Here is a 24,600-nt window from a genome sequence, read left to right as displayed (position 1 = left end):
CGGGGCTGCCGCCGCGAGGCGGTGGCGGCCCCGGGCGCCCGACGAACCGGTCGCTGACCGACCATGTCGTCGGCGCCCGGCAGATCGTCGACCGGCGGCCCGGCCGCCGCCCGCTACCGCGTCGCCCCCGCGTACTTCGAGATCGCCTCGGTCCGGTTCGCCGCGCCGACCTTCCGCAGGATGTGCTTCACGTGGGACTTCACCGTCCCCTCCTTGATGACGAGGCGCTCGGCGATGCGCTGGTTCGTGAAGCCCTGCAGCATCATGTCCATCACCTCGCGCTCGCGGTCGGTGAGGAGGATGTCGATCGCCTCGGCGGCCTCGGAGCGCCGGTCGGGTTCGCTGCTGCCCCCGGCCGTCGGCTCGTCGTGTCGCACGAGCTCGATCTCGCTGTTCGCGAGGCCGGTCATGAACGTCTCGACGACCTCGAAGGACTCGCGGACGTGCGCGCGCTGGCGGGCCATCCGCTCGAGCAGGACGACGCGCTCGTAGATCCGCCCGAAGGCCTCGGCGAACATCCAGAGGATGTCGCGATCCTCGTCGTCGACGCGCGGCCCGCCGAGACCGTGGTCGGCGTGCATGAAGCCGACGACGCGCCCGGCCGGGGTCAGCGGGACGACCACGTAGCTGTCGCTGCCGCTCTCCATCGCGAGCGGGAGCGGCCAGCCCTCCGCGCGCAGGATCGTCATCGGCCGGCGGCTCGCGAGCACCTCGCGCTCCTGCGGCAGGCGCGAGAGCGGGATGCCCTTAGCGGCCGGGCCCTCGAGGAGCACCCGGCGGTGCTGCTCGTCGTCACCGAACTCGACCATCCACGGGTACCACGTGTCACCGACGATGCGGCTGAGGAGCACGCGGTCGAAGCCGCACGCTCGCGCGGCCTCGCGGCACGCGGCGTCGACGAGCTCGGCCGAGGTCTGGAAGCGGCGCAGGCGGCTCAGGGCCTCGTCGACCGCGACCGAGAGGGCGCGCCGGCGGGCGTCGACCTGGCGCCGGATCGCGTCCTCGACCTCGAGGGCGTCGGCGGCGAGCGCGGCCAGCGCGTCGAGGGCCGCGGGCTCGGGGGACGGCGACGCGGCGTCGAGGTGGGCGAGGACCGCGTCGAGGACCCGGCGGGCCTCGACCGCACCCGCGGACGTCGTCGTGACATCGCACGGAGCCGCCGCGGTCCAGGCGTCGCCGAGGAGCTCCCCGGCGCGGACGGGCAGGGCGGCCAGGCGCTCCTCGACGGTCAGCCGCCGCGGGCGGTCACTGCGGACGCGGGGGCGGAGGCTCATCGGGGACCTTCCTCGAGACGCAGGAGCTGCAGGTAGCGCGCGACGGCCTCGGCGCGGTTGGCGACATGGAGCTTGCGGAGGATGCGCTTCACGTGGGACTTCACGGTGCCCTGGGAGATGACGAGCTGTTCGGCGACGACGGTGTTCGTCGCCCCCGACGCGACGAGCTCGAGCACCTCGCGCTCGCGCGCGGAGAGCAACGACGAGAGCGCCGACGGGCGGGACGACGGGTGCGCGTGGCCGCGCGCCTCGGCCGGGTGCTCGTGACGGGCGAGCTCGAGCTCCTCCTCGCACAGCGCGTTGACGGCGTCCGCCGCGCGCATGAGCGTCGCGTTGATCTCCTGCCGCTGCCGCTCGAGGCGCTCGACGAGGATCATCCGCTCGAAGAGCAGCCCGAAGTGCTCGGCGAACGCCCACATCGAGTCGCGGTCCTCGGGCCCGACGGGGCGGTCCTGCCCGCGCCGGTCGGCGTGGAGGAAGCCGATGACGCGGCGGGTCGGCATGATCGGCGCCGCCGCGTAGGAGCGCACGTCGGCGATCTGGATGATCTCCCGGAACGTCCGGTTGTCGTTCTGCGGATCCTTGACGTAGACCGGGATCCGCCGGCGGACGAGGTCGGTCTCGAGCAGCATGTGCTCGAGCGGGATCTCGACGACGTCGACGTAGTCCCGGAACTCCGGCATGTCGGGGGCCTCGGGCGCGGTGTAGAGGACCTCCGGGACCCAGACGGAGCCGTGCACGCGCGAGAGCATCGCGCGGCTGAACCCGCAGCTGCGGCAGAGCTCCTCCGGCGCGGCCTCGATGACCGCCGCGGTGGACCCGAGCGCCTGCAGCCTCCCGATCGACTCGTTGATCGCCACGAGCGTCTGCATCCGCGCGTCGTCGGGGGTCTCCGCGTGATCCCCGCGGAGCCGCGCGGTCGCGTGGTCGAGCGCCCGGATGCGGGTCGCGAGCGCGCTCGCCGATCGGGACGACCCGCTGCGCAGCGCCGCGCTCAGCCGGTCACGCTCGGTGGCCGCGGCGGCGGCGTCCGCGGGCGGCTCGGACGGGGACGGCGGTGACGTGGGGGGGACGGAGATGGCCAAGGTGCGACACCCCTCTCCAGGGTGACACCGATGCTACCTGTGAGCCGCCCCGGCGGCCCGCATTGCGACCGATCGCCCGGTAGGGGGTATCGCCCCGGCGCCGCCGGCGCGCTATTACTTCAGGCATGGACGACGAGGACCAGCGCGGACGCCTGAGCCAGGGGATGGCGGACATCCTCAACAACGTCTCGAGCGGCGTGCTCTTCATCTTCGTCGCCGTGTTCTTCCTCGCGGGCGCGATCGGCGGCATCAGCCTCGTCAGCCGGCTCGGCGGTGCCGGCTGGTTCATGTACGCGCTCGTCATCGGGACCTACTCGCTCGTGTTCGGGCCGATCATCGCCAGTGCCGTGACGCTGCGGCAGAACGGAAGCCCGAAGCATCGCGCCGAGCTCGCCGCGCGGCGGGAGCAGCAGCGCCGGAAGTTCGGTCTGCACCTCCGCGAGATGGAGGCGGCTCAGGCCGCGGCGCCCGCCGACGGCCCCGACGCGGAGAAGCGCGTCCCGGCGAGCACGAGCACGAGCCCGGCCGCGGTCACGAACGGCCCGACGCCGACCGACGAGTCGGTCACGAAGCCGGGGACGAGGTCGCCCGGCGCCGACAGCGACCGGTAGATCGTCGCCGTCAGCCCGACGGTCGCCGCGAACGTCACCGCGGTGCGCGCCTGCGGGGGGATGCCGCCGCGGCCGAACGGGTTCGCCATGACGGCCACCGCCGTGATGCAGACGACGAGCAGGTAGAGGTCGAGCACGTCGAGGGCCTGCCAGCCGCTGAAGGTCCCGCCGGCGACCGCGACGTCCGCGACGGACGTGGAGTACCAGCGCAGCGAGAGGCCGGCGAGCACGATCACGGCACCTGCGACGGTGAGCCAGGCCTTCCCGCCGAGGGCGGCGCCGCGCCTCATGCGGCAGGATCGGGCCAGGGGTCCCCGAAAGGATCCCGATGAGCTGGGGCTTCGAGCTGATCGACGTGTCGAAGCAGGATCACGGCCGGCCGCTGCTCGACGGCGTGAACCTCGGCGCGCGCCTCGGCCAGGTCACAGCGGTCGTCGGGCCCGCGCCCGCCGCGACGCAGCTCTTCCGTCTCGCCGCCGGCCTCGACAGGCCGGACACCGGGGCGGTCCTCGTCGCCGGCAAGGACATCGGGCGGCTGCGCGGCGGCGCCCGCAAGCGCGTGCAGCGCCGGATGAGCGTCGTGTTCTCCGGTCCCGACGCTGCGCTCTTCGCCAAGCTCACGGTGCGGGAGAACGTCGAGTTCGGCATGCGCGCGGCCGGCCGGGTCCCGGCCCGGCGCCTGTCGGCCGTCGCTCGCGAGGAGCTCGACCGCTTCGGCCTCGCGCAGGTGGCGGACGCGCGCCCCGACGCCCTGCAGCCCGGTCAGCGCCGCTGCCTCGCGCTCGCGCGGGCGCTCGCCCTGCGGGCGCCGCTCGTGCTCGTCGACGGCCTCGACGAGGGGCTCGAGCCGGACACCCTGCGGCGCGTCTGCGCGATCGTGCGCGAGGAGCACCGCGCACGCTCCGGGACGTGGCTCGTCACCGTGCGCGACCCGGCGGTCGCGGAGCTCGTCGCGGACGAGGTCGTTGAGCTCGGTCACTCGGCCCCGTCGAGCGCGGTGATGCGCAGGTAGCGGGAGACCGCCTCGGCGCGGTTGCTCGCGCGGAGCTTGCGGAGGATGTGCTTCACGTGCGACTTCACGGTCCCTTCGGTGATGACGAGCCGGGCGGCCACGCCGGAGTTCGTCTCGCCGGCGGCGAGCAGGCGCATGACGTCGATCTCCCGCGGGGTGAGGAGCTGCTCGAGGCGCGACGGCGCCGCGTCGAGCAGCGTCGCGGCGTGGTGGGCGGCCCGGGAGGGGTCCTCCTGGTCGACGCGGCTCACCTCGATCTCGGCGTCGAGCAGCTCGTCGATGAGCTGCTCGGTCGACCCGAGCATCCCCCGCACATGGTCGCGCTGCGCGCGGAGCCGGCCGGCGAGCGTCGCGGCCTGCAGCGCGTAGCCGAACCCCTCGGCGAACGCCGCGAGCGCGTCGCGGTCGAAGGCGTCGACCTCGCGGCCCTGCCCGCGCCGGTCGGCGTGGAGGATCCCGATGACGCGGCCCTCCGGGAGGATCGGCGCGGCGACGTAGGAGGTCGCCGCGAAGTGCTCGGCGATGACCGGGTGCACGCGATCGTCGTGACGGGCGTCGTCGACGAGCAGCGGCATCCGGCGGCGGACGAGCTCGGCCTCGAGCCGCAGGTGGTCGAGGTCGGAGGGCAGCGCGCCGAGCACCTCGAGCAGCTCGTCGGCACCGCGCTCGTCGCCGGCGAAGTGGGCGCTCACGGGGAAGAGCTGCTCGTCGGCGACGCGGAACAGGACGGCCCGCTCGAACCCGCAGCTGCGGCAGACCTCCATGGTCGCGCGGTCGAGCAGCGCCATGACCGAGTCGATGCCGCGCAGGCGGCCGAGGGCCTCCTGCACGCCGGCAAGCAGCGTGTGACGCTCGTCGAGCAGCTCGTCGCGGAGCGCGCGGCGGGCCTCCTCGAGGTCGACCGCGGCCCGGGCGAGCTCGCCCATCTCCGCGCGCGAGAGACCGACCGCCGCGCGCACCCGGCGGCGCAGCACGGCGGCGGCGAGGTCGAGCGCGTCGAGCGCGGCGGCGGTCCCGGCGAAGGCGCGCTCGCCGGACCAGTCGTCCCAGCCGAGGGCCGGCGCGGCCCGCCGCAGCGCGGCGATCGCCTGGGTCTGCGTCGAGGACGGGGCGGCGACCGCCGCGTGGGGTGTGTCCTCGGTCGCCAGGGCCATCCCGTGCCTACGCCGGCGGCTCCTGGGCGGCGGGGGTGCCGGTGCCCTTGAACATCGAGAAGTCGAACGACCGCAGGATCGGCATGATCCGCAGGAACTTCCGCACCGGGCCGGCGAACTCGATCTCGCCGTGCATGATCGCCATCGCGAGGTGACGCTCGCCGCGGATGTAGCTCAGGAACTTGTCGGCCGACCCCCAGAGCTCGACCTCGGCCTGGCCGACGATGCGCGCCTCGGCGGAGATCGGCTGGCTGTCGAGGCGCAGGGTCAGGCCGACGTCGTCCGTGAAGTGGATGTGCACGCTCGTGTTGGCGAGCGAGAGACGGTCGCCGAGATGCTCGTCGTGGGCGGCCTGGAGGAAGAACTCCACAGTCTTGTCGGCCATGCTCTGCGGGTCGATTGGGGTCATGGTGCTCGTGGCCTCCGAATTGGCTGCGGTCATGTGATCGGTCCTCTGGCGCGGGCGCGCGTCGGTGTCGGGGATGTGCGGGTACGCTGGCCGCCGAGAGGCTGCAGCGGAGAACGGACGGGAAGATGGTGCACGGAGAAGCGGACGACGGCTGGATCGAGGGTGTCGCCCTCGACGATCCCACACTCGCCGAGGGAGTGCGCGATCTGTGGCGCCGTGCCGCCCATGTGGCGGGGGTCACCGCCGACGCCGGCGTCGCGATCCCGCGCGACGTGCGCACGGCATCCGCGCTGCTCGACGAGGCGTCCGCGTGGGTCGTCGAGGCGCTCGAGGCGGGGGAGCGCAAGGTCGGTCCGCGGATGCTCGTCGCCGTCGGGGCGATGCAGGGCGACCTGCGCGAGTTCCGCTCCCACGCGCGCGGACGCGGCCTCGCCCGCGTCCAGGCCGCCCTCGGCCGCCTGCGCGGCGTCGGCTCCGTCGACCAGCTCATGGACCTCGGGCCGTCGGAGCTGTGCCGCTGCGGCTTCGACCGGGTGATGATCACCCAGATCCAGGGGTCGCACGCCGTCCCGCAGCTCGTCCACGTGCCCGCCGACCCGGACTGGGCGCTCGAGCTCCAGGAGGCGGCGAAGACGATGCGCATCGAGCTCGACCACACGACGCCCGAGACCGAGATGCTCCGCCGGCCCGGGCCGCTGCTCATCGCCGACACGCGGCTCGACCCGCGGGTCGTCCCCGTCATGCGCCCGCTCGCCGAGACGCGATCGTACGTCGCCGCGCCGATCATGCCCGAGGGCAAGGTGATGGGCTTCCTCCACGCCGACTGCTTCGTGACGCAGCGGACGATGGACGAGTTCGACCGCGATCTGCTGTGGACCTTCGCGCAGGGCTTCGGCTACGCCTGGGAGCGCGCGGTGCTCCTGGAGCGGCTGCGGACGCTCCGGCAGGACGTCCGCCGCGGGCACGCATCGGTGCTCACCGTCATGGACGAGTTCACCCGGGCGGGCGTGGAGATCACGCGGGCCGACCCGGGCGACCACTCGGTCATGAGCTCGGCCGCGGCGATGTTCGTCGCCTCCGACCAGAACGTCGAGAGCCTGCTGACCAGGCGCGAGCTGGAGGTCGTCGCGCTCATGGCGGCCGGCCACTCCAACACGGCGATCGCGGAGCAGCTGTACGTCTCCGAGGGGACGGTCAAGTCTCACGTGAAGCACATCCTCCGCAAGCTCCGCGCGAAGAACCGCGCCGAGGCCGTCTCGCGGTACATGCGCCTCGTGCGCCGCGAGAGCACGGTCTGAGCGCGCGGGCGCGCGCCCGCCGCCGCGGTGGACGCCGGCCTCCGCGCAGGCGGGGGCGGTCCCCGTGCGCAGCGGGGACCGGTCCTCCCGGCTCGCCGCTCGGTGGCTCATCGGCCGACCCTAATCCGCCTGGGCGGGCCCGGCCATCATCCCGGGGCAACAACCGCATCCCCCTGATGAGGGAGGGCGCGTGCCCCCTCCGTTCCGCCGCCGGGACGGGCCCGCCCGTGCCGCGAAATCCACCTTGGGGGGTGAAGATCCCCCGCGAGGGGGATGGCGGGTGCCGAGGGTGCGCCTACGGTTGGCACACGGCCTGCGGGACCATCCGGCTCCGCGGACAGGCCACCACCACCAGAGGACAAGAGGAGAACCGATGCCCTTCTTCAAGGACGCGGATGAGGTCTACCAGTACCTGGGCGGCGTCTTCGTCGAAGCGTCAAAGACCGAGGTCGGCCCGAAGATGGCCGCCGCGGACATCGACCTGACGATCTACTACACCGACCCCGAGTCGGTCATGACGATCAAGATGCACGGCGACAACATCGAGGTCCTCACCGGCGAGGAGAACGAGGACGCCGACGTCAAGCTGTACATGACCGCCGACACGGGCGACAAGTACTGGCGTGGCGAGTACAACCTGGCCGTCGGGCTGGCCAAGGGCCAGGTCAAGGCCAAGGGCCCGGTCAACAAGATCCTCAAGCTCGTCCCGCTGACGAAGCCGCTGTTCCCGATGTACCGCGAGGGCGTCGCGGCGAAGGACGGCGCGGCCGTCTAGCCAAGCTGGCGCAGGACCGGTCGCGGACGCTGGACAGCGTCCGCGACCGCCGCGTAGTGTCATCCGAATGACGGCGCTCGCGCACCTCCCCCTCGGGTTCCAGATGAGCGTCCCGATGCTCGGGCTCTCGTTCTTCGTCGGCCTGATCCTCTTCTTCTTCCTCCTCGGGCGCCTCTCGCCGGGTGACGGGTCCGACCTCGTCGACTGGGATCCCGGCCGCCGCGCCGACGCCAAGCGGATCCTCGAGCACGAGGACGTCGACCAGATGCTCGAGACCGCCAACCGCCGGCGGCGGGCCCAGGGCCTGCCCGAGCTGAAGCCGGACGAGGTCCTCCAGGGCCTCCGGCGCGACCGCGGCTGACGCGGCCACGGGCGCGACGCCGTTCTGTCTGCGCGCCACAATCTCGTCCCCCCGATCTGGGCGATTCCCCAATCCCCGTCGGCACTTTCGCGAGGCGTCCCCCCAAAGGGGGCACGCGGATCCCCCCCTCGTATCGCGCACCGGATTTCGCGGGGCGATTAGGGTCGGCCTCATGCCACGAATTTCCAGAGGCTCGTCCTCCAACGGTGACGCCATGGATGCGCGCCTCGCGGCGGGCAAGCAGCTCGACCCCGAGTCCTCCGCGCTGCTCGACCAGGCCGCGAGCTACGGCGCCGAGCACGAGCTGCACGAGGGATCGATCGCGGTCGCCGAGGACCACCCCGGCGACTACTGGTCGATCCAGTGCAAGGGCGTGAAGAAGTCCTTCGGCCGCGCGAAGATCCTCGACGGGCTCGACGTCGGCATCCCGGAGGGGATGGTCACCTGCATCCTCGGCCCGTCCGGCACCGGCAAGTCGGTCCTCATCAAGCACCTCATCGGGCTGCTGTTCCCCGACAAGGGCGAGGTCCTCATCCACGGCGAGTCGCTGAACGACATGCCCATGAGCAAGCTCCTCGAGGTCCGCAAGAAGTTCGGGATCCTCTTCCAGGACGGCGCGCTCTTCGGGTCGATGACCGTCTTCGACAACGTCGCCTTCCCGCTGCGCCAGCACACCGACCTCTCCGAGAAGGAGATCCGCCGCGTCGTCAACGCGCGCCTGGACGACGTCGGCCTCGACATCGCGCGGGACCGCCTGCCGAACGAGCTGTCGGGCGGTATGCGCAAGCGCGCCGGCTTCGCCCGCGCCCTCGTCCTCGAGCCCGAGATCGTCATGTTCGACGAGCCGGACTCGGGCCTTGACCCCGTCCGCACCGCGCTGCTCTGCGAGCTCATCCGCCAGATGCACGAGCAGCATGGCGGCACCTACATCGTCATCACGCACGACGTGAACTCCGCCCGCCAGGTCGGCGAGTACTTCGCCGTCCTGTGGAAGGGCAAGATCGTCCAGGCCGGCGAGCGGGACGACATGTTCAACTCGAAGAACCCCTTCGTGAGCCAGTTCCTCAACCGTCGCATCGACGGTCCGCTCGGCATGGAATGACGCGTGGCCGCTCGGTCGGGGTCGGAAATCCCCCAGGGGGGGGAGATGTTCTCCCCCCACGACCTCTTACCGGGCCCTTAGGATCTCGACAGGCTGTCAAACACGGTGGAGAACGCTTCCACCCCTGACAACCCGCAGGAATGAATTGGGACATTCATGATGATCACGATGCAGGAAGGGAGGGGAATCTGATGGCGTCCAACGTCACGCAGCCGCGTGTTGCACCACCAGTCGTCGATGTCCCCGGTTACGAGGACGAGCGGCCCAGCACCGGGCAGCAGATCTTCAACGACTACTTCGGGTGGCTCGAGCAGATCGCAGGCATGATGCTGCTCACGGGCAAGGCCGTCGCGGCGACCTTCACCCCGCCGTACAGCTGGAAGGAGGAGTTCGTCGAGGAGTCGTTCCTCATCCTCCGTCGCTGCATGATCCCGATGCTCATCAGCACCGTCGCCTTCGGCTTCGGCGCTCCCGGGCTGCAGGCGGCGAACCTCACCCAGATCTTCGGCACCCTCGACCGCGAGGGAGCCTTCTTCGTCATGGCCTCCATCCGCGAGTTCGCGGGCTGGATCAACGGCATGGTCATCGCCGGCGTGGCCGGCACCGCCATCTGCGCCGACCTCGGCGCCCGCAAGGTGCGCGAGGAGCTCGACGCCATGGCGGTCCTCGGCCTCGACCCCGTCCGGCAGATCGTGACCCCGCGGTTCCTCGCGCTCGGCATCATCACGCCGCTCATGAACATCATCGCGCTCGTGTTCGGCTGCGTCGGCGGCTGGCTCGCGACCGTCGTGGTGTGGGGCGAGACCTCGGCGGGCTACGTCGCGACGTTCACGTCGAACTTCACCTTCCCGGATCTCTTCGGAGCGGTGTTCAAGACGACGGGCTTCGGCTTCATCATCGCGGTCGCCTGCTGCTACAAGGGCCTCAACGTGAAGGGCGGCGCCCAGGGCGTCGGCAAGGCGGTCAACCAGGCCGTCGTCATCTCCTTCGCCGGGATCTGGGTCTTCAACTACCTGTTCACCGCCATCCTTCTCGCGGCGTACCCCGAGACCGGCAACCTTCACTAAGGAGAGGAAGACACCATGGAATCCTCGACTTTGCGAGCACCGCGCCTGCGCGGTGAGATGGCCGGCCCCCCCGTTGCCGAGCGCTTCACCACGGGCCTCAAGGCCCCGATCAAGGGCCTCCTCCAGGAGGCCGCCGAGATCGGCGTCTTCACCGGCCGGGCCATGATGGAGCTGCGTGGCGTCTGGCGCTACTCCGCGGAGATCCTGCGGCAGTGCGGCATCCTCATCGCCGGCTCCGCGGCCATCATCTGCTTCATGACGTTCCTGATGGGGACGACGTGCGGCACGGAGGCCAACTACGTCCTCCGTGGCTACGGCGCCACCGTCTACTCGGGCGTCTTCACGAGCTACTGCGCGCTGCGGGAGATGATCCCGTACATGTGGGGCTACATCTTCGCCGCGAAGGTCGGTTGCGGCCTCTGCGCGGAGATCGGGTCGATGCGGATCCAGGACGAGATCGACGCGATGGAGTCCATGGGCCTCAACCCCATGCGCTACATCGTCGCCACCCGTCTCGTGGCGGGCTGGATCACCCTGCCGCTCATCTGGGTGCTCGCGGTCGCGACGCACTTCATCGGCAACTTCCTCGTCATCGTCGTGCAGATCGGCGAGGTCTCGCAGGGCGGTTGGGAGAACGTGCACTGGACGTTCAGCACACCGATCGACTTCGTGTACTGCTTCATCAAGGTCATGCTCACGAGCACCGTGATCATGATCCTCGGCATGTTCTACGGGTACCGCGCGAGCGGTGGCCCGGTCGGCGTGGGTAACGCCACGGCGCGCTCGATGATCCTCAACCTCATCCTGATCCACGTCATCGGGGCGGGGCTCACGATGCTGTTCTGGGGCGTCAAGCCGAACGCGCCTGTCGGCGGGTAGTACCGAACCGAAGTAACGAGTCAGGGGTAGGAATGGGATACGCAGGGGATGACGGCGACGTCACGGACGACGAAGGGCGGCTGGGCGCGGGAGAGCGCGCCCGCCGCGGCGGGCTCTGGCTCGTCGGGCGGCCCTGGATCGTCATCGGAGTCGGGTTGCTCGTGGTCTTCGCCGTCTGGGCGAAGGGCACGCGCACCCAGCCGCATGACGTCCGGGTGGTGTTCGACGAGGCGGTGAGCGTCTACTCGGGCCTCGACGTCCGCGTCGACGGCCTGGACGCCGGCAAGGTCAAGGGCATCAAGAACGAGGACGGCCGCGCCGTCATCACCCTCGGCATCAAGGACGACAAGGTCTGGCCGCTGCACCAGGGCACGAAGGCGGCCCTGCGCTTCGGCTCGACGATCGGCAACGGCACCCGGCAGATCGAGCTGATCCCCGGCCCGGCGTCCGCCCCCGTGATCCCCGACCACGGCGTCATCCCGAACGCCGACTCGATCGAGTCGACCGAGTTCGACGACGTCTTCGACACCTTCAACAAGGTGACGCGCAAGAGCCTGAAGGGCACCCTCAAGGGCACCGGCGACACGTTCGGCACCCGCGCGCCCCAGCTGAGCTCGGCCGTGCAGAAGACCCCCGACGGCATCGGCGCCGTCGCCAACCTCACGGGTGACCTGAGCGCGAACGAGCCCGCCCTGCGCGCGTTCGTCGCGAACACCTACCGCGTGACGACGGCTCTGCAGACGCGCAAGGCCGCGATCTCCGACCTCGTCGGCGTCGCCTCGCAGACGTTCCGCACCTTCGCCGCGAACACCGACGGCATCAAGGGCTCGCTCGAGCGCTTCCCGGGCGCCGCCCAGGAGGCCCGCACGACCCTCGCCCGGCTGGACACGAGCGTCGGCCACCTCGACGGCCTCGTCTCCGACCTGCGTCCCGGCGCGGTCGAGCTCGGCCGCGTGGCCCGCGACCTGCGTCCGGCGCTCGCGAACCTGAAGAAGACCGTCCCCGTGGCGGTCGCGACCTTCCGCACGGCGCGCCGGACGGCGCCGAGCATCACGGCGCTCCTCAAGGAGGCGGGCCCGTTCGCCAAGACGGCCGCGCCCGGGCTCACCGGCCTCACGCCGCTCATGACGTGCCTGCGCCCGTACGCACCGGACCTCGCCGGCCTCCTGACGAAGTGGACGAGCTACAACCAGGGGTACGACAACACCGGTCACATCGGGCGTATCTGGGCCAACGCCGGTGCGGCGAGCGTCACGTCCAACCCGATGACGCCGGCGCAGTACACCGCGCTCACCGGCCAAGGCTACGCCCTGATCCGTCCGCCCGGCCTGGATGCCGGCAAGCCGTGGTTCCAGCCCGAGTGCGGCATCACCCCCGCCGGCCTGGACCCCAAGCAGGACCCGGAGGTCTCCAAGTGAGGAAGCTCATCCCCGCGGTGCTCGTGGCGGCCGTCGTGGTCGCCGCGGTGCTCGTCCTGACCGGAGGCGGCGACAAGTACGTCGTCTACGTCAAGGCCAACGACGCCGGCGGCATCCTGAAGAACTACAACGTGAAGGTCGGGCAGGTGGCCGCCGGCAAGATCACGAAGATCACGCTCGACAAGCAGGACCACGCGGTCCTGAAGATGGAGCTCGACAAGGGCGCCTACCCCATCGGCGAGGGAGCGAGCGCGGCGATCCGCCCCGTGAACCTCCTCGGCGAGAAGTACGTCGACCTCAACCCGGGCGACCTCTCCAAGCCGCTGAAGTCGGGCGTGACGATCCCGCCGACGCGGACCACGACCCCCGTCGAGATCGACGACGTGCTGAACACGCTCGACACCGACACGCGCGGGGCGATGGGCATCCTCGTCAACGAGGCGGGCCTGGCGATGGCCGGGCGCGGCGCCGACTTCAACCAGACCCTGTCCGACCTGCCCCCGGCGCTCGACGCGGCCAAGCGCGTCGTCGCCCAGGTCGACCAGGAGAACGTGAAGCTGGGGTCGCTCATCACCCAGGGTGACCGGGTGCTCGTGAAGGTCGGGCCGAAGGCGAACGACCTCGGCGACCTCGTCAAGAGCGCCGGCGACGCGCTGCAGTCCGCCGCCCAGCGCCGCAAGCAGCTCGGGGCGACGGTGCAGAACGCCCCGGCGGCGCTCGACCAGCTCCGCACGACGCTCGTGAAGCTCCAGGCGGCGAGCGCCCAGCTCTCACCGGCGGCGGACGACCTGAAGGCGACCGCGCCGCAGCTCGACGAGACGCTGCGGCGGCTGCCCGCCTTCACGAACGACGCCAACGCGACGCTCGCGGAGCTCAAGCGGGTCTCGCCGCAGCTGAGCACGCTCGGGCGCAAGAGCACCCCGACGCTGCGGGTCCTGCGGCCGACCGTCGACCGCCTGGCGAAGTTCAGCGCGGACATCAAGCCGTTCGTGGACGTGGCGGACGCCGGTGGCGGCCTTCACAACTTCCTGAACTTCGTGAACGGGTGGACGAGCGTGACGAGCCAGAAGGACCAGCTCGGCCACATCTTCCGCCTGCGGCCGACGCTGGACGCGACCGCGCTCACGGCCGTGCTCGAGCGCAACGGCCTGGCCGGCCTCACCGGCCCGACGCCGAGCGCCCAGCGCACGGCGGCCGCACCGAAGCGGGTCGCCGCCACGCCTGAGCCGAAGAAGCCGAGCGTCCCGGGCCTGTCGAAGAAGCTCCCCGCGAACCCCGTCAAGCCGGTCACCGACCAGCTCGACAAGGCGCTCAAGGACGTCACCGGCGCGGTCGGTGGCCTGGTCGGTGGCCTCAGCGGCCAGAAGAGCTCCGGGCCCGCGCCGGCCGCCTCGAGCGGCAACGCGGCGGGCAAGATCCTCAACTACCTCCTGGGACCATGAGAACTCGATTCGCAGAACGGCCCGCGTCCCAGCAGCGCGGGTGGGTCTTCATGGCCACCGTCGGCATGGTCGGGGTGCTCGGCGTGCTCGCGCTCGTCTATATCGGCTTCCGCGCGCCGGACTCGATCCCGGGACGCAGCTACTACAACATCAAGGCCCACTTCACGGCGGCCGACAACCTCACGGGCCACTACCAGGTGCGTGACGGCGGCAAGCTCGTCGGCCAGGTTCTGAACCCGCGGGTCGAGAACGGCCAGGCGGTCGTCGACCTGCAGCTCGACCCGTCGGTCAAGCCGCTGAGGTCGGACACCCGTCTCGAGGTGCGCCCGCGCTCCCCCGTCGGCGTCCGGTACGTCGACATCAAGCCCGGCACGAGCGGCACGCCGATCCCCGACCACGGCGAGATCCCGGCGAGCCAGACGAGCGCGACAGTGCAGCTCGACACCGTGCTCGGCACGTTCGACCCGGCCACGCGCAAGAACGCGCAGCGCTTCTTCCAGGAGCTCGGCGCCGGCTTCGCGGGCCGCGGCAACGACCTGAACGAGGCGATCGGCGGCGCGCCCGGCATGCTGTCGGCCGCGGGCGGACGTCCCGGCGCGGCCGGGACGCTCCAGAGCGCGAGCGGCTGGCTCAGCGCGATCGCCGACCGCAAGGACGGCGTGCGCAACCTCATCAGCGGCTCCGGCACCCTCGCCGACTCCGCGGACCCGGTCCGCCAGCAGATCGCCGACGGCTTCGCTCCCGAAGCGAAGGCCCTGCAGCCCTTCACCCAGGAGCGCGCGGCGGTGCACTCGATCCTCGACAAGGCCCCCGGCGCGTTCTCGACGGTCAGCTCCTCGCTGCCCGCCGTCAGCGGTCTCGTCGACCAGGTGCGTGGCTTCGCCCGCGACATCCGTCCCGGCCTCCAGGCCGGCCCGGTCGCGTTCACGCAGACCAGCGCGCTCCTGCGGGAGTCGCGCCCCGGTCTCCGCGCGGCGAACACGACGCTGCAGGACGCCGGCAGGGCGGTCAAGCCGACGCTCGCGCTCCTGTCCACCGTCCGCCCGGCGCTGCCGAACATCGACAGCACCCTGGCGAACGCCGCGCCGATCCTCGTGAACCTCGGCCTCCACGGCTGTGACCTGAACCTGTTCGGCACCCGGTGGACGTCGATGATGGGCTACGGCAACCAGGACGGTGCCGTGCTGCGCTTCAACCTCACGTTCGGCCCCGAGTCGCTGTACGGCCAGACGAAAAAGCTCACGGGGTCGCATCCGGCGAACCCGTATCCGAAGCCCTGCCAAGCGGGCACCGAGAAGGTCGGAGGCTAGACATGGGTGTCTTCAGCAGGTTCGAGCAGGTCCCCGGTCGCGCCCGCGACCGCCACACGCGCAACGGCATCATCGTGCTCGCCATCCTCGGCGCCGCGCTGTACTACGCCTACACGGGCGGCTCCATCCCGTTCGTGCCCCAGGGCGGCCGGACGGTCACGGCCGACTTCGCGACGGTCGCGAACGTCACCCCCGGCAAGACCCCGGTCCGCGTGGCCGGCGTCGACGTCGGCAAGGTCGACAGCGTCGAGCGCCTCCCGGGCGGCCGCGGTGTCCGCGTGAAGATGAACATCACGGACAAGGGCGTGCACCTGCGCAAGGACGCGACCGCGCACATCTACTGGCGCACGCTCCTCGGCTTCGCGTTCTACATCCAGCTCGACGAGGGCTCGGCCCCGCAGCCGCTGGGCGGCCAGACGATCGCGATGAAGAACACGACGACCCAGGTCGAGCTCGACCAGGTCCTCACGGCCCTGACCCCGCCGAGCCGCGCCGGGATGCAGACCCTCTTCAAGGAGTTCGACAAGGGCTTCAACGGCAACACCGCGGCGGGGCGCAGCCTCGACGCGGCCGGGCCGGCGATGACCCAGATCGCGCCCGGCATCAACGCCCTGCGCGGCACGAAGCCGGGTGACCTGACCGACACCGTCGCGTCGGCGAGCCGCTTCATGGGCGCGCTTGCGCGGAACGAGGTCCAGCTCGGTCAGGTCGTCAACAACACCGACACGACCATCGGCGTGACCGCCGCCCAGAACGCGGCGCTCGACTCGACGCTGCGCAACGGGCCGTCGGCCCTCGACCAGACGCGTCGGACGATGACGCGCCTGCGGACGACGCTCGACACGCTCGACCCGGTCGCCGACTCGCTGCGTCCCGGCGTCCGCGTCCTCGACGACGCGGGTCGCGCCGTGCGCCCGGCGCTCGTCCAGCTGCGTCCGACCCTCGACGACGCCCGCCCGCTGCTGCAGGACCTCCGTCCCGCGCTCGTGAAGCTCCGCTCCGCGAGCCGGAACGGCCTGCCGCTGCTCAAGGGCCTGGAGCCGACGTTCGACCGGCTCAACGCCTCGATCATCCCGGGCCTGAACAAGAAGGGCGCGACCGGCCTGAAGCTGTACGAGGCCATCGGCCCGACGATCGCGTCGGTCTCGTCGAGCACGTCGCTCTTCGACGCCTACGGCTTCACGCAGCGCTTCCAGGCCGTCAACGGCGGCGGCCACTCGGCCGGCTTCCTGCCCTGCAGCCTGAACATCTCGCCCCCGGGCGTGAACTGCGGCGCGCTGAACCAGGCGCTCGGCCAGTTCATCCCCGGCTTCGGCAAGGCACCGGGCGGCGCCCGGACGTCGAGCCGCAAGGCCGCGCCGACCAAGGCGCCGCAGGCGTCGACCAAGTCCCCCGCGGCGCCCAGCGCCGCGGCCAAGACCATCTCCCGGCTCGCCGGGCTGCTCGGAGGCTGAGGCGGATGCTCAACCCAGAACGACTGATCCTGGAAGCGCGGCGCTCGATGAAGCCGCTGATCCTGCTCGTGATCATGGCGGGCCTCGCGGCGGTCACCTTCGCCGGCGTCGCCCGGAACGTCACCTTCCAGCGGCCGTGGCAGTCCTACCGGACCGTGCGTGCGCAGTTCGACGACGTCAAGGGCATCTTCCCCGGCGGCCACCAGGTCCGCATCCACGGCGTGAAGGTCGGCATCGTGTCGCAGTCCAAGCTCGTGAACGGGCACCCGGTCCTCACGCTGAAGATCGAGAAGAAGTGGGGGCCGATCTACAAGGACGCGCACCTGCGCATCCGCCCGGTCACCCCGCTCGAGGACCTCTACGTCAACGTCACCGATCGTGGGCACAAGTCCGCGGGCGAGGCGACGCAGAACGACATCATCGCCGCCGATCAGACGATCAGCCCGGTCGACGTCTCACGGGTGCTCGACACGTTCAACGCGAACACCCGCGAGCGCCTGACGATCCTCCTGAGCGAGCTCGGCAAGGGCCTCAGCGACGGCGGGGTCAAGCTCCGCGCGACGTTCGCGTCGCTCGCGCCGTTCCTCCACGTCGCGGAGGACACCACCCGCGTCCTGGCGGACCGGCAGGCGGCCCTCAAGCGGGTCATCCACAACTTCGGGGCGCTCAGCGCCGCGCTCGCCAAGCGTGACCAGGACCTCAACAAGTTCGTCGTCCAGGGCAACCAGACGCTCGGCGAGCTCGCGCAGAACGACCAGCCGCTGGCCGCGACGCTCTCGAGCCTCGGGCAGCTGGTGCCGGTCATGCGCGACTCGTTCGCGGCGGTCGAGAACCTCTCCGGTCACCTCGATCCGGCGCTCACCTCGCTGAAGCCGGTGGCGGCGGACCTGAAGAGCGGCCTCGCGAACCTGCAGAAGTTCGGCACGGACGCGACGCCGGCGCTCGCGGCCTTCCGGCCCGCGACCCGCGACCTGCGGACGATGGCCCGGACGTTGCCGTCCACCGCGCGGTCGCTGTCCACGGCCTTCGGCCGCCTCCGCGGGCAGGCCCCGCAGTTCGACAGCCTCACGGCGAAGCTCGACCCGTGCATGGCCACGCTCAACGGCTTCATGAACAACACGATGTCGGTGCTCAAGTACACGGACGCCAACGGGTCGTTCCCGCGCGCCGACGAGGTCGTCGACACCGATGCACCGTCGGACCTCAAGCCGCCGCCGCTGAACTCGAAGCCCATCGCCAGCTGCACCGGCGGAAAGTGAACGCCTGATGAACATCTCTCACATGCGGGGCAAGGTCATCACCCTCGTCGGCTTCGCCGTCATCTGCGTCCTGATGTTCCTGTACCTGTTCACGCAGGCCGGCGGTCGCCTCCGCCTCCACAGCCCGTACACGGCAAGCGCGGTCGTCCCGGACGCGCTGAACATCGTCAACAACTCCGACGTCCGCGAGGACGGCGTGAAGATCGGCCGGATCCGGAAGATCGAGCCGGACGGGCAGAACGGCCGCATCACCTTCGAGATCGAGAAGAAGAGCCAGGCCAAGCTGTACCGGAACGCCACCGTGCGGGTGCGGACCAAGACGCTCGTCGGCGAGAGCTACCTGGACGTCGATCCCGGCACGCCGTCCGCCGGCACGCTCCCGAACAAGGCGACGCTGCCGCTCAGCCAGGCCAAGGAGATCGCGCCGCTCGAGCGCATCCTCTCGACGCTCGACGACAAGACGCGCGCCGAGGTCCGGCGCAACCTCAAGGGCATCGGCGTCGGCCTCGAGGGCAACGGGAAGAACCTCAACAAGCTCTTCGGATCGATCAACCCGTTCGTGACCAACGGCGGGCGCCTAGGCCGGATCCTCGTGCCGCAGCGCCGGGAGCTCGCAGCCCTCATCGACAACACGGGTCAGGTCCTCGGCGCGCTCGGCGAGCGCACCGCGGCCTTCCGCAGCCTCGCCGTCGACGCGAAGACGACCGCCGACGCCGTCAACCAGCGTGACGCGCAGTTCCGCCAGACGCTGAAGGAGATCCCCTCCACGCTCGACCAGGCGCAGGAGAGCGTCCGGCGGCTCGCGAGCTTCTCGTCGACGGCCACGCCGGTCTTCCGGTCGCTCAAGTTCTCCTCCCGCCAGCTGTCGCCGGCGATCCAGGACCTCGGCCCGGTGGCGAAGAGCACCCGCACGCTCTTCCGCGAGCTGAGCCCGTTCCTCGCGAAGGTCGACCCGCTGCTCTCGCAGCTGACCCCGGCCTCGTCGCAGCTGAGCTCCGTCATCCGCCCGCTCGACGCGTTCCTGCGTCAGACGAGCCCGACGGCGGGCTACCTGAAGCCGTACACCCAGGAGTTCGGGTCGTTCTTCGCGAACGTCGGCGCCCTCGTGTCGGCGAAGGACGCCCTCGGCTACCGCGGCCGCGTCTTCGCGATGACCGGCCCGGACGCGCTGACGAACATCACGCCGGAGGCGGCGAAGATCGTCCACGCGCTCGTCAGCAGCGGGTCGTTCGGCCTGCTGAGGACCCGCGCCAACCCGTACCCGGCGCCCGGCACTGCCGGGGACCCGAAGGACTACGACGGGTCCTTCACGCAGGTCCAGCCGTCCAAGTAGGGACGGCTGGTGATCGCCCGGCCGCGCACGACGCTCGTCTGTGCGCTCGCCGTGCTCGCCCTCTGCGTGCTCGCGGGCACGCAGCTGACGAGCACGCCGTCGACCGACCTGCTGGTCGGTCAGCGGTCGGAGATCGCGCAGGCGACGCAGGGCCTGGCCGGCGAGTTCGGCCAGGACCCGATCGCCGTCGTCGTCCGGGGTGACCTCACGCAGACGCTCGCCCCGCCGCAGCTCGTCCGCCTCCTCGACATGGAGGGCCGGCTCGCCCGGCTGAAGGGCGTGAAGGCGGTGTACGGGCCGGGCACGTTCATCAACCAGACGATCGTGCAGACCAGCCGCGTCATCTCGCAGCAGCTCGGCGCCGTGGGGGCGCAGGCGAGCGCGGCCGAGGCCGCCGCCGTCCGGGCCGCCCGCGCGCGGGGAGCCGGCCCGGCCGCGGTCGCCGCGGCGCGAGAGGCCGCGTTCCAGCGCGTCCTCGGCACCCAGGGCAAGCCGCTGCAGGATCTGCTCGTGCGGTTCGGGTCGGTCGGCCTGCCGGCGCTGACGAACACGAACTTCATCGACCAGCTCGTCTTCGGCGCGGGCGTCGAGCCCAAGCAGCGCTTCCGCTGGCTCTTCCCGGACGCCGACCACGCGCTCGTGCTCGTGCGTCCGAAGGCCGGCATCAGCGGCGCGGAGATGCTCGCCCTCGGCCGCCAGATCCGGAAGGTCACCGGTGCGGCGAAGATCTCCGGGACGCAGCTCTCCGTCGCCGGCCTGCCGCTGCTCGCCGCCGCGCTCGAGCGCCAGACGCGCCTGGAGATCCTCCGGCTCGCCCCGGTCGCGGTCGTCGCGATGCTCCTCCTGCTGCTCGTCGTCCTGCGCGGGCGGCGCGGCCGGCTCGTGGCCCTCGCGCTCGCGCTCGGCTCGGTGGGCGTCTGCCTCGCGCTGAGCTGGCCCCTCGGCCTCGGCCTGACGGTGTCCACCGTCGCCGCGCTGCCGGTCATCCTCGGCCTCGGGCTCGACTTCGCCGTGCAGCTCCAGGCCCGCTACTGGATCGAGCGGCAGGCCGGCCTCGCGCCGGCCGGCGCGGCGGCCCGGGCACGGGGCGCGCTGCGCCCGACGCTGCTGATCGCCGCCGGCGCGATGGCCGCCGGCTTCCTCGTGCTGCTCGCGAGCCCCGTGCCGCTCATCGACCGGCTCGGCGCCGTGCTCGCGATCGGCTGCCTGTCGGCGGTGGCGGTCGCCCTGGGCGTCGGCCCGGCGCTGCTCGTGCTCGTCGACCGCGGCCCGTCCGCGCCGCTCGCGCTGCCGCAGGTCGGGCGGCTCACGCGGCTGTCCCCGCCGCCCGCCGTGCTCGCGGCGGCGGCCGTGCTCGCGCTCGCCGGCATCGCGGTGAGCAACCACGTCCGCCTGCAGTCGGACATCTCGCAGCTCGCGCCGAAGGGGCTCGCCGAGCTCCGTGACACGCAGGCGGTGCAGAAGGAGATCGGCACGAGCGGGCAGATCAGCGTCGCCGTCCGCGCCGAGGACGTCACCTCGCCCGCGGTCCTGGAGTGGCTCGGGCGGGCCGCCGCGCGGGCCCAGGCGGTCGATCGGCGGCTGCGGCCGGGGCCCGACCTCGCGAGCCTCGTCTCCGGCGGTGACCCGTCCGCCGTCCTCGACCGCGCGGCGGTCGACGGGATGCTCCGTCTGCTGCCGTCGTACTTCCTCAGCGCCGTCGTCAGCCGGGACCACCACCTCGCCGAGCTGACCTACGGCATTCCGTTCGTCCCCGTGGCCGAGCAGGGGCGGATCGTCCGGCGGGTCGACGCGGCGCTCGGCTCGCCGCCGCCGGGCGTCCGCGCGACGACCGCCGGCCTCGTCGCCGAGAGCGCCACGAGCACCCGGCACCTGGACGGCTCGCGCCCGTGGCTGCTGCTGCTCGCGGCGGCCACCGTCGGCGTCATCCTCTTCGGGTTCTGGCGCGACCTGCGCCGCGTCGTCCTCGTGCTCGCCCCGGCGCTCCTCGCGGCCGGGCTGTCGTCCCTCGTGCTCGCCGCGCTCGGGGTCACGCTCTCGCCGCTCGCGGCCGCCCTCGAGCCGCTCGTGCTCGCCATCGGGCTCGAGTTCGGGATGCTGCTCGACATGAGCTTCCGCCAGGCCCGCGCCGACGGCCACTCCCCGACCGCCGCCCGGGCGGTCGCGACCCGCGACATCGGCGGCGCCGTCGGTCTCTCGGCCGCGACCGTCGCGACCGGCTTCGCCGTCCTCGGCGCGAGCCGCCTCCCGCTGCTCGCGCAGCTCGGCTGGCTCGTCGCCGCCGAGCTCGTCCTCTGCCTCGTCGTCGCCGTGCTCGTCGTCCCGTACGCGTCGGAGTGGCTTGCCCTGCCCTCGGGCTCCGGGCCACGCCGCCGTCCCTCGCCGCCCGCCGCCGGAACCCTCAGGATCAGGAGAGCATCACGATGAGCCCCCGTGGCCCGCAGTTCGAGCCGGACGACGACCGCCCGACGGCCGACCTCGCCTGGGAGCGGCGCTGGGGCCGCCCCGTCGGCGCCCTCGCCGTGCTCTCGGTCGTCGGGACGATCGCGGCGGTGCCCGTCGCGGCGAGCGACGTCGCCCAGAAGGTCCACAAGCAGACGGACATCTCGCTGCTGACGAACTCCGGCCTCTCGGGCTCGGGACAGGTCGCCGCGATGATCATCCGCATCGCCGCGATCCTCGTCCTCATCCCGTTCGCCATCTTCATCCACCGTGCCGTGCGGGACCGCGGCGAGGAGTCCTACACGAAGTGGATCCCCGTGCTCGGGATCATCGCCTTCGTCATCGTCGCCGGGTCGACCTCGATGGGCTTCTTCGATCAGCGCGACGCCGGGCGGATGTTCCTTCACGACGGCCCGCACACCGCCGCCCGGGCGAAGGACCTCGTCCACCACCTGAACCGCAACACCGCCGCCTTCCTCAACATCGGCGGCGGCTTCCTCTTCGGCCTGTGGATCTCGCTGACGGCCGTCGAGACGATGCGCGTCGGGCTCACGACGCGGTTCCTCGGGCTCTTCGGCCTCGGCGCCGGCTTCACGACCGTCATCGGCGCGATCATCGCCTTCCCGATCAGCTCCGCGCTCTTCATCGCCTGGCTCGGGAGCCTCGGGCTGCTGGCCATCGGGTACTGGCCCGGAGGCCGTCCCCTTGCCTGGGAGACCGGAAAGGCGGAATCTCCCCTGGAGACCGCCACCGGCGGTCAGTTCGGGCGCCGGGGAAGTGAGCCGGTATGACGTCCGGCACGAATAGGGAGGAGAAGGCCGGGCGACGAGGCACGACCGGCCGGAGGAGGAGTGAGTGATGCGCACCGGGACCAGTGATCCGATCACCCCGAGCGACGGCAACGCGCCGCCGCCGGTCTCGCCGTTCCTGCCGCTGCTCGACGAGGGGCCGATGCGGGCGGAGCTCCTGCGTCAGATCCGCCGTCTCGAGCTCGAGATCAGCCGCTTCGCCGTCGCCAACTGCCCCTACGACACGCCGCCCGGCTCGCAGCGCCGCGGCCCCGCGATCCTGACCACGGCGCAGCTCGAGGAGATCAGGGACGAGCTGCTCGTCGCCCGGACCGCGCTGCACGACCTCGTCGTCGAGCGGGTCACCGCCCGGCTGCGCGCCTCGGCGCCCGTGCCGGGGTCCGGACCGTCCCGCCTGCGCCGCCTCAACCGTCTCGGCCGCAAGGGGAGCTGAGGGCCGGTGGGCAAGCGCAGCCGCTCCCGGTCCGGGGCCGTCAAGGGGATCTCGAACGCGCCTGCCGCCTCCAAGCGGGCGGCGGCGGCGTCGTCCGGCGCGGACACGACCTCCGTCGTGGGCCGCGCCAAGACGTCGTGGAAGGCCGCCGGGGCGGTCGCCCCGGGCGTCGTGAAGGAGCCGGGCCGCGTGCCCCGGACCGACCGCCCGACGCGGCGCCCCGGCCGCCAGCGGCGCGGCGAGCGGCCCGCCGCCCTGTGGGGCAGGGCCCCGATCTCCGAGTTCGCGATCCTGGCGGGCACGATCGTGCTGATCGCCGGCATGCTCCGCGGACCGGCCAAGGCCGGCGGCACGCTCACGGGCGGCCTCGCCCTCATCACGATCGCGGTGCTCGAGTTCGCGGGCCGCGAGCACGTGCGGGGCTACCGCTCGCACACCCTCTTCCTCTCGATGATCATCGTCATCGTGGTCCACTTCGCCATCGGGTTCGCGGTGGGGGCCCACACGGCGCGCAGTCCGGTGTTCTTCGGTCTCGACGTCGTCCTCTTCGGCGTCCTGGCAACGGCGCTCTCCAAGCAGTTCTCTATCGCGCGGCTCAAGGCTGCGCCCGACAGGAGTCGATGATGGCGCCCACCCGCCGCTACTTCCCGTTCGTGCAGTTCGAGTTCACCCACTCGCTGGGCCTCGCCGCCGGCCGCTACCTCATGCAGCCGCCGGAACCCGCCGCACCCGCCCCGGCCGAGGCGCCTGCGCGCACCGCCGTGGCCGCCGGGTCCGCCCGGGCCTCGGCACCCGCCGCCCCCGAGCCCGAGGAGCTCCGTGCCGGGCCCCCGATCGAGCGCGGCACCGGCGATCAGCGCCTGCTCGCGAGCGCCGACGTCCTCGTCGTCCGGGTGCGCGGCGGCAAGGCGTCCTCCGGCGGATTCCTCCGCCGCGGCGGGGCGAAGGAGCAGTCGCCGGCCGACGAGCCCGCCGAGGTGCCGCTGACGATCGCGACGCTCATCCGCGGCCGCGAGATGCTCACCGACAAGATGGCGGCGGACCAGCTCATCCGCGCGATGGAGCCGGCGGAGCGCGAGCGCTGGATCCGCGAGGCGCTCGCCGACCTCAACCGCGCGGTCGGGGTCTACCGGCTGTGCTCGGCCGACCCGTACGTCTTCGACGTCTCCCGGGCCGACCCGCGCGCAGTCCGGATCGGGCACGGCTTCTCCGAGGAGGTCTTCGCCGGCAAGTGGACGCGCTCGGTGCTCGTCGACCCGCCGCCCGCGCCGAAGCTCTCACGCCACCTCCAGCTCGCGCCGAGCGAGGGCACGGCCGCCGTCCTCGCCGGCCAGGCGACGACGATGGAGTCCGAGGAGCTCGTCCTCCGCGTCCTGCTCGACCTCGACCAGGGCCGCCTGCGAGCCGCCGCCGTCGGGCTGAAGGCGGCCCTCGACCTCCTGCTCAACGAGCTCGCCGGGCAGGTCATCAGCGGCCGCGTGCGGATGCTCATCGACGCGATCACCGAGCTGCAGGAGCCGATCGCGACGCTCGCGCTGCGGGGCTGCCGCACCCAGCTCGGGCCCAAGGAGGGCGCGGAACTCGCCGACTACGCCGAGCAGATCGGCGCGGCGATCGACCGCTGGCGGTACGAGCCCCGCGGGTACTGACCCCCTGCCGCGGCGGCCGCGCGG

General features: G+C 72.0%; 23 protein-coding genes. 19 read left to right on the top strand and 4 right to left on the bottom strand.

Annotation, left to right across the window (positions count from 1 at the left end; genetic code table 11):
* Positions 1 to 113: 113 nt before the first annotated feature.
* The gene (locus tag NBH00_RS19925; RefSeq protein ID WP_254570324.1) at positions 114 to 1,274 is read right to left on the bottom strand and encodes a helix-turn-helix transcriptional regulator; all 1,161 of its coding nucleotides are present in this window, start codon (positions 1,272 to 1,274) and stop codon (positions 114 to 116) included.
* Positions 1,271 to 2,359, bottom strand: coding sequence for a LuxR C-terminal-related transcriptional regulator (locus NBH00_RS19920; protein WP_254570323.1), 1,089 nt, complete (start codon positions 2,357 to 2,359; stop codon positions 1,271 to 1,273). Before NBH00_RS19920 ends, NBH00_RS19925 begins: the two co-directional genes overlap by 4 nt.
* A 125-nt stretch (positions 2,360 to 2,484) precedes the next feature.
* Between NBH00_RS19920 and NBH00_RS19915 the strand changes: the two genes are divergently transcribed.
* Both NBH00_RS19915 and NBH00_RS19910 read left to right on the top strand, forming a co-directional pair.
* Positions 2,485 to 2,970: a hypothetical protein gene (locus NBH00_RS19915; protein WP_254570322.1), complete on the top strand. Its 486-nt coding sequence runs from the start codon at positions 2,485 to 2,487 to the stop codon at positions 2,968 to 2,970.
* Between the two features lie 328 nt (positions 2,971 to 3,298).
* Positions 3,299 to 3,982 carry an ATP-binding cassette domain-containing protein gene (locus tag NBH00_RS19910; RefSeq protein ID WP_254570321.1) on the top strand — a complete coding sequence of 228 codons (684 nt, stop codon included), beginning with the start codon at positions 3,299 to 3,301 and terminating at the stop codon, positions 3,980 to 3,982.
* Here NBH00_RS19910 and NBH00_RS19905 read toward each other — a convergent pair.
* Both NBH00_RS19905 and NBH00_RS19900 read right to left on the bottom strand, forming a co-directional pair.
* The gene (locus NBH00_RS19905; protein WP_254570320.1) at positions 3,946 to 5,136 is read right to left on the bottom strand and encodes a LuxR C-terminal-related transcriptional regulator; all 1,191 of its coding nucleotides are present in this window, start codon (positions 5,134 to 5,136) and stop codon (positions 3,946 to 3,948) included. The genes NBH00_RS19910 and NBH00_RS19905 overlap by 37 nt on opposite strands.
* A gap of 7 nt (positions 5,137 to 5,143) precedes the next feature.
* Positions 5,144 to 5,578 carry an SCP2 sterol-binding domain-containing protein gene (locus NBH00_RS19900; protein WP_254570319.1) on the bottom strand — a complete coding sequence of 145 codons (435 nt, stop codon included), beginning with the start codon at positions 5,576 to 5,578 and terminating at the stop codon, positions 5,144 to 5,146.
* A 92-nt stretch (positions 5,579 to 5,670) separates the two neighbouring features.
* Here NBH00_RS19900 and NBH00_RS19895 point away from each other — a divergent pair, with 92 nt between their 5' ends.
* From NBH00_RS19895 to NBH00_RS19815, 17 genes are all read left to right on the top strand, one after another.
* Positions 5,671 to 6,843, top strand: coding sequence for a LuxR C-terminal-related transcriptional regulator (locus tag NBH00_RS19895; RefSeq protein ID WP_254570318.1), 1,173 nt, complete (start codon positions 5,671 to 5,673; stop codon positions 6,841 to 6,843).
* Between the two features lie 373 nt (positions 6,844 to 7,216).
* On the top strand, positions 7,217 to 7,618 hold the full coding sequence (locus NBH00_RS19890; RefSeq protein WP_254570317.1) for an SCP2 sterol-binding domain-containing protein: 402 nt from the start codon (positions 7,217 to 7,219) through the stop codon (positions 7,616 to 7,618).
* 67 nt (positions 7,619 to 7,685) lie between these two features.
* A complete protein-coding gene (locus tag NBH00_RS19885; RefSeq protein WP_254570316.1) occupies positions 7,686 to 7,979 on the top strand; it encodes a hypothetical protein in 294 nt (97 codons plus the stop codon).
* A gap of 214 nt (positions 7,980 to 8,193) precedes the next feature.
* Entirely contained in the window at positions 8,194 to 9,081 is an 888-nt protein-coding gene (locus tag NBH00_RS19880) for an ABC transporter ATP-binding protein (RefSeq protein WP_254570315.1), read from the top strand.
* Between the two features lie 191 nt (positions 9,082 to 9,272).
* Positions 9,273 to 10,148 (top strand): MlaE family ABC transporter permease, encoded by an 876-nt coding sequence (locus tag NBH00_RS19875; RefSeq protein WP_254570314.1) that lies wholly within the window; start codon positions 9,273 to 9,275, stop codon positions 10,146 to 10,148.
* Positions 10,149 to 10,163: 15 nt separating this feature from the next.
* The gene (locus tag NBH00_RS19870) at positions 10,164 to 11,027 is read left to right on the top strand and encodes an ABC transporter permease (RefSeq protein ID WP_254570313.1); all 864 of its coding nucleotides are present in this window, start codon (positions 10,164 to 10,166) and stop codon (positions 11,025 to 11,027) included.
* Between the two features lie 32 nt (positions 11,028 to 11,059).
* A complete protein-coding gene (locus tag NBH00_RS19865; protein WP_254570312.1) occupies positions 11,060 to 12,445 on the top strand; it encodes an MlaD family protein in 1,386 nt (461 codons plus the stop codon).
* Positions 12,442 to 13,887, top strand: coding sequence for an MlaD family protein (locus tag NBH00_RS19860; RefSeq protein ID WP_254570311.1), 1,446 nt, complete (start codon positions 12,442 to 12,444; stop codon positions 13,885 to 13,887). Before NBH00_RS19865 ends, NBH00_RS19860 begins: the two co-directional genes overlap by 4 nt.
* A complete protein-coding gene (locus NBH00_RS19855) occupies positions 13,884 to 15,197 on the top strand; it encodes an MlaD family protein (protein ID WP_254570310.1) in 1,314 nt (437 codons plus the stop codon). The genes NBH00_RS19860 and NBH00_RS19855 overlap by 4 nt, the downstream gene beginning before the upstream one ends.
* A gap of 2 nt (positions 15,198 to 15,199) precedes the next feature.
* Entirely contained in the window at positions 15,200 to 16,651 is a 1,452-nt protein-coding gene (locus NBH00_RS19850) for an MlaD family protein (RefSeq protein ID WP_254570309.1), read from the top strand.
* 5 nt (positions 16,652 to 16,656) lie between these two features.
* Positions 16,657 to 17,910 carry an MlaD family protein gene (locus NBH00_RS19845; RefSeq protein WP_254570308.1) on the top strand — a complete coding sequence of 418 codons (1,254 nt, stop codon included), beginning with the start codon at positions 16,657 to 16,659 and terminating at the stop codon, positions 17,908 to 17,910.
* 7 nt (positions 17,911 to 17,917) lie between these two features.
* Entirely contained in the window at positions 17,918 to 19,243 is a 1,326-nt protein-coding gene (locus NBH00_RS19840) for an MlaD family protein (RefSeq protein WP_254570307.1), read from the top strand.
* Between the two features lie 9 nt (positions 19,244 to 19,252).
* On the top strand, positions 19,253 to 21,670 hold the full coding sequence (locus NBH00_RS19835) for an MMPL family transporter (protein ID WP_254570306.1): 2,418 nt from the start codon (positions 19,253 to 19,255) through the stop codon (positions 21,668 to 21,670).
* A complete protein-coding gene (locus NBH00_RS19830) occupies positions 21,667 to 22,476 on the top strand; it encodes a hypothetical protein (RefSeq protein WP_254570305.1) in 810 nt (269 codons plus the stop codon). The genes NBH00_RS19835 and NBH00_RS19830 overlap by 4 nt, the downstream gene beginning before the upstream one ends.
* A 67-nt stretch (positions 22,477 to 22,543) precedes the next feature.
* A complete protein-coding gene (locus NBH00_RS19825) occupies positions 22,544 to 22,927 on the top strand; it encodes a hypothetical protein (protein ID WP_254570304.1) in 384 nt (127 codons plus the stop codon).
* A gap of 6 nt (positions 22,928 to 22,933) precedes the next feature.
* Positions 22,934 to 23,551 carry a hypothetical protein gene (locus NBH00_RS19820; protein ID WP_254570303.1) on the top strand — a complete coding sequence of 206 codons (618 nt, stop codon included), beginning with the start codon at positions 22,934 to 22,936 and terminating at the stop codon, positions 23,549 to 23,551.
* Positions 23,551 to 24,576, top strand: a complete 1,026-nt coding sequence (locus tag NBH00_RS19815) for a hypothetical protein (protein WP_254570302.1) — start codon at positions 23,551 to 23,553, stop codon at positions 24,574 to 24,576. Before NBH00_RS19820 ends, NBH00_RS19815 begins: the two co-directional genes overlap by 1 nt.
* Positions 24,577 to 24,600: the final 24 nt, after the last annotated feature.

Source organism: Paraconexibacter antarcticus (assembly GCF_024220175.1).
Taxonomy (GTDB): domain Bacteria; phylum Actinomycetota; class Thermoleophilia; order Solirubrobacterales; family Solirubrobacteraceae; genus Paraconexibacter; species Paraconexibacter antarcticus.
Note: the sequence above shows the minus strand (reverse complement) of the source record. Positions and strands in the feature narration are given on the sequence as shown.

Bases quoted from the DNA above. Each gene is read 5' to 3' on its own strand.
- NBH00_RS19895 (WP_254570318.1), top strand. From the start codon at position 5,671: ATGGTGCACGGAGAAGCGGACGACGGCTGGATCGAGGGTGTCGCCCTC.
- NBH00_RS19855 (WP_254570310.1), top strand. From the start codon at position 13,884: ATGAGAACTCGATTCGCAGAACGGCCCGCGTCCCAGCAGCGCGGGTGG.
- NBH00_RS19915 (WP_254570322.1), top strand. From the start codon at position 2,485: ATGGACGACGAGGACCAGCGCGGACGCCTGAGCCAGGGGATGGCGGAC.
- NBH00_RS19850 (WP_254570309.1), top strand. From the start codon at position 15,200: ATGGGTGTCTTCAGCAGGTTCGAGCAGGTCCCCGGTCGCGCCCGCGAC.
- NBH00_RS19875 (WP_254570314.1), top strand. From the start codon at position 9,273: ATGGCGTCCAACGTCACGCAGCCGCGTGTTGCACCACCAGTCGTCGAT.
- NBH00_RS19900 (WP_254570319.1), bottom strand. From the start codon at position 5,578: ATGACCGCAGCCAATTCGGAGGCCACGAGCACCATGACCCCAATCGAC.
- NBH00_RS19830 (WP_254570305.1), top strand. From the start codon at position 21,667: ATGAGCCCCCGTGGCCCGCAGTTCGAGCCGGACGACGACCGCCCGACG.
- NBH00_RS19870 (WP_254570313.1), top strand. From the start codon at position 10,164: ATGGAATCCTCGACTTTGCGAGCACCGCGCCTGCGCGGTGAGATGGCC.
- NBH00_RS19825 (WP_254570304.1), top strand. From the start codon at position 22,544: ATGCGCACCGGGACCAGTGATCCGATCACCCCGAGCGACGGCAACGCG.
- NBH00_RS19890 (WP_254570317.1), top strand. From the start codon at position 7,217: ATGCCCTTCTTCAAGGACGCGGATGAGGTCTACCAGTACCTGGGCGGC.
- NBH00_RS19925 (WP_254570324.1), bottom strand. From the start codon at position 1,274: ATGAGCCTCCGCCCCCGCGTCCGCAGTGACCGCCCGCGGCGGCTGACC.
- NBH00_RS19865 (WP_254570312.1), top strand. From the start codon at position 11,060: ATGGGATACGCAGGGGATGACGGCGACGTCACGGACGACGAAGGGCGG.
- NBH00_RS19880 (WP_254570315.1), top strand. From the start codon at position 8,194: ATGGATGCGCGCCTCGCGGCGGGCAAGCAGCTCGACCCCGAGTCCTCC.
- NBH00_RS19910 (WP_254570321.1), top strand. From the start codon at position 3,299: ATGAGCTGGGGCTTCGAGCTGATCGACGTGTCGAAGCAGGATCACGGC.
- NBH00_RS19885 (WP_254570316.1), top strand. From the start codon at position 7,686: ATGACGGCGCTCGCGCACCTCCCCCTCGGGTTCCAGATGAGCGTCCCG.
- NBH00_RS19905 (WP_254570320.1), bottom strand. From the start codon at position 5,136: ATGGCCCTGGCGACCGAGGACACACCCCACGCGGCGGTCGCCGCCCCG.
- NBH00_RS19815 (WP_254570302.1), top strand. From the start codon at position 23,551: ATGGCGCCCACCCGCCGCTACTTCCCGTTCGTGCAGTTCGAGTTCACC.
- NBH00_RS19840 (WP_254570307.1), top strand. From the start codon at position 17,918: ATGAACATCTCTCACATGCGGGGCAAGGTCATCACCCTCGTCGGCTTC.
- NBH00_RS19845 (WP_254570308.1), top strand. From the start codon at position 16,657: ATGCTCAACCCAGAACGACTGATCCTGGAAGCGCGGCGCTCGATGAAG.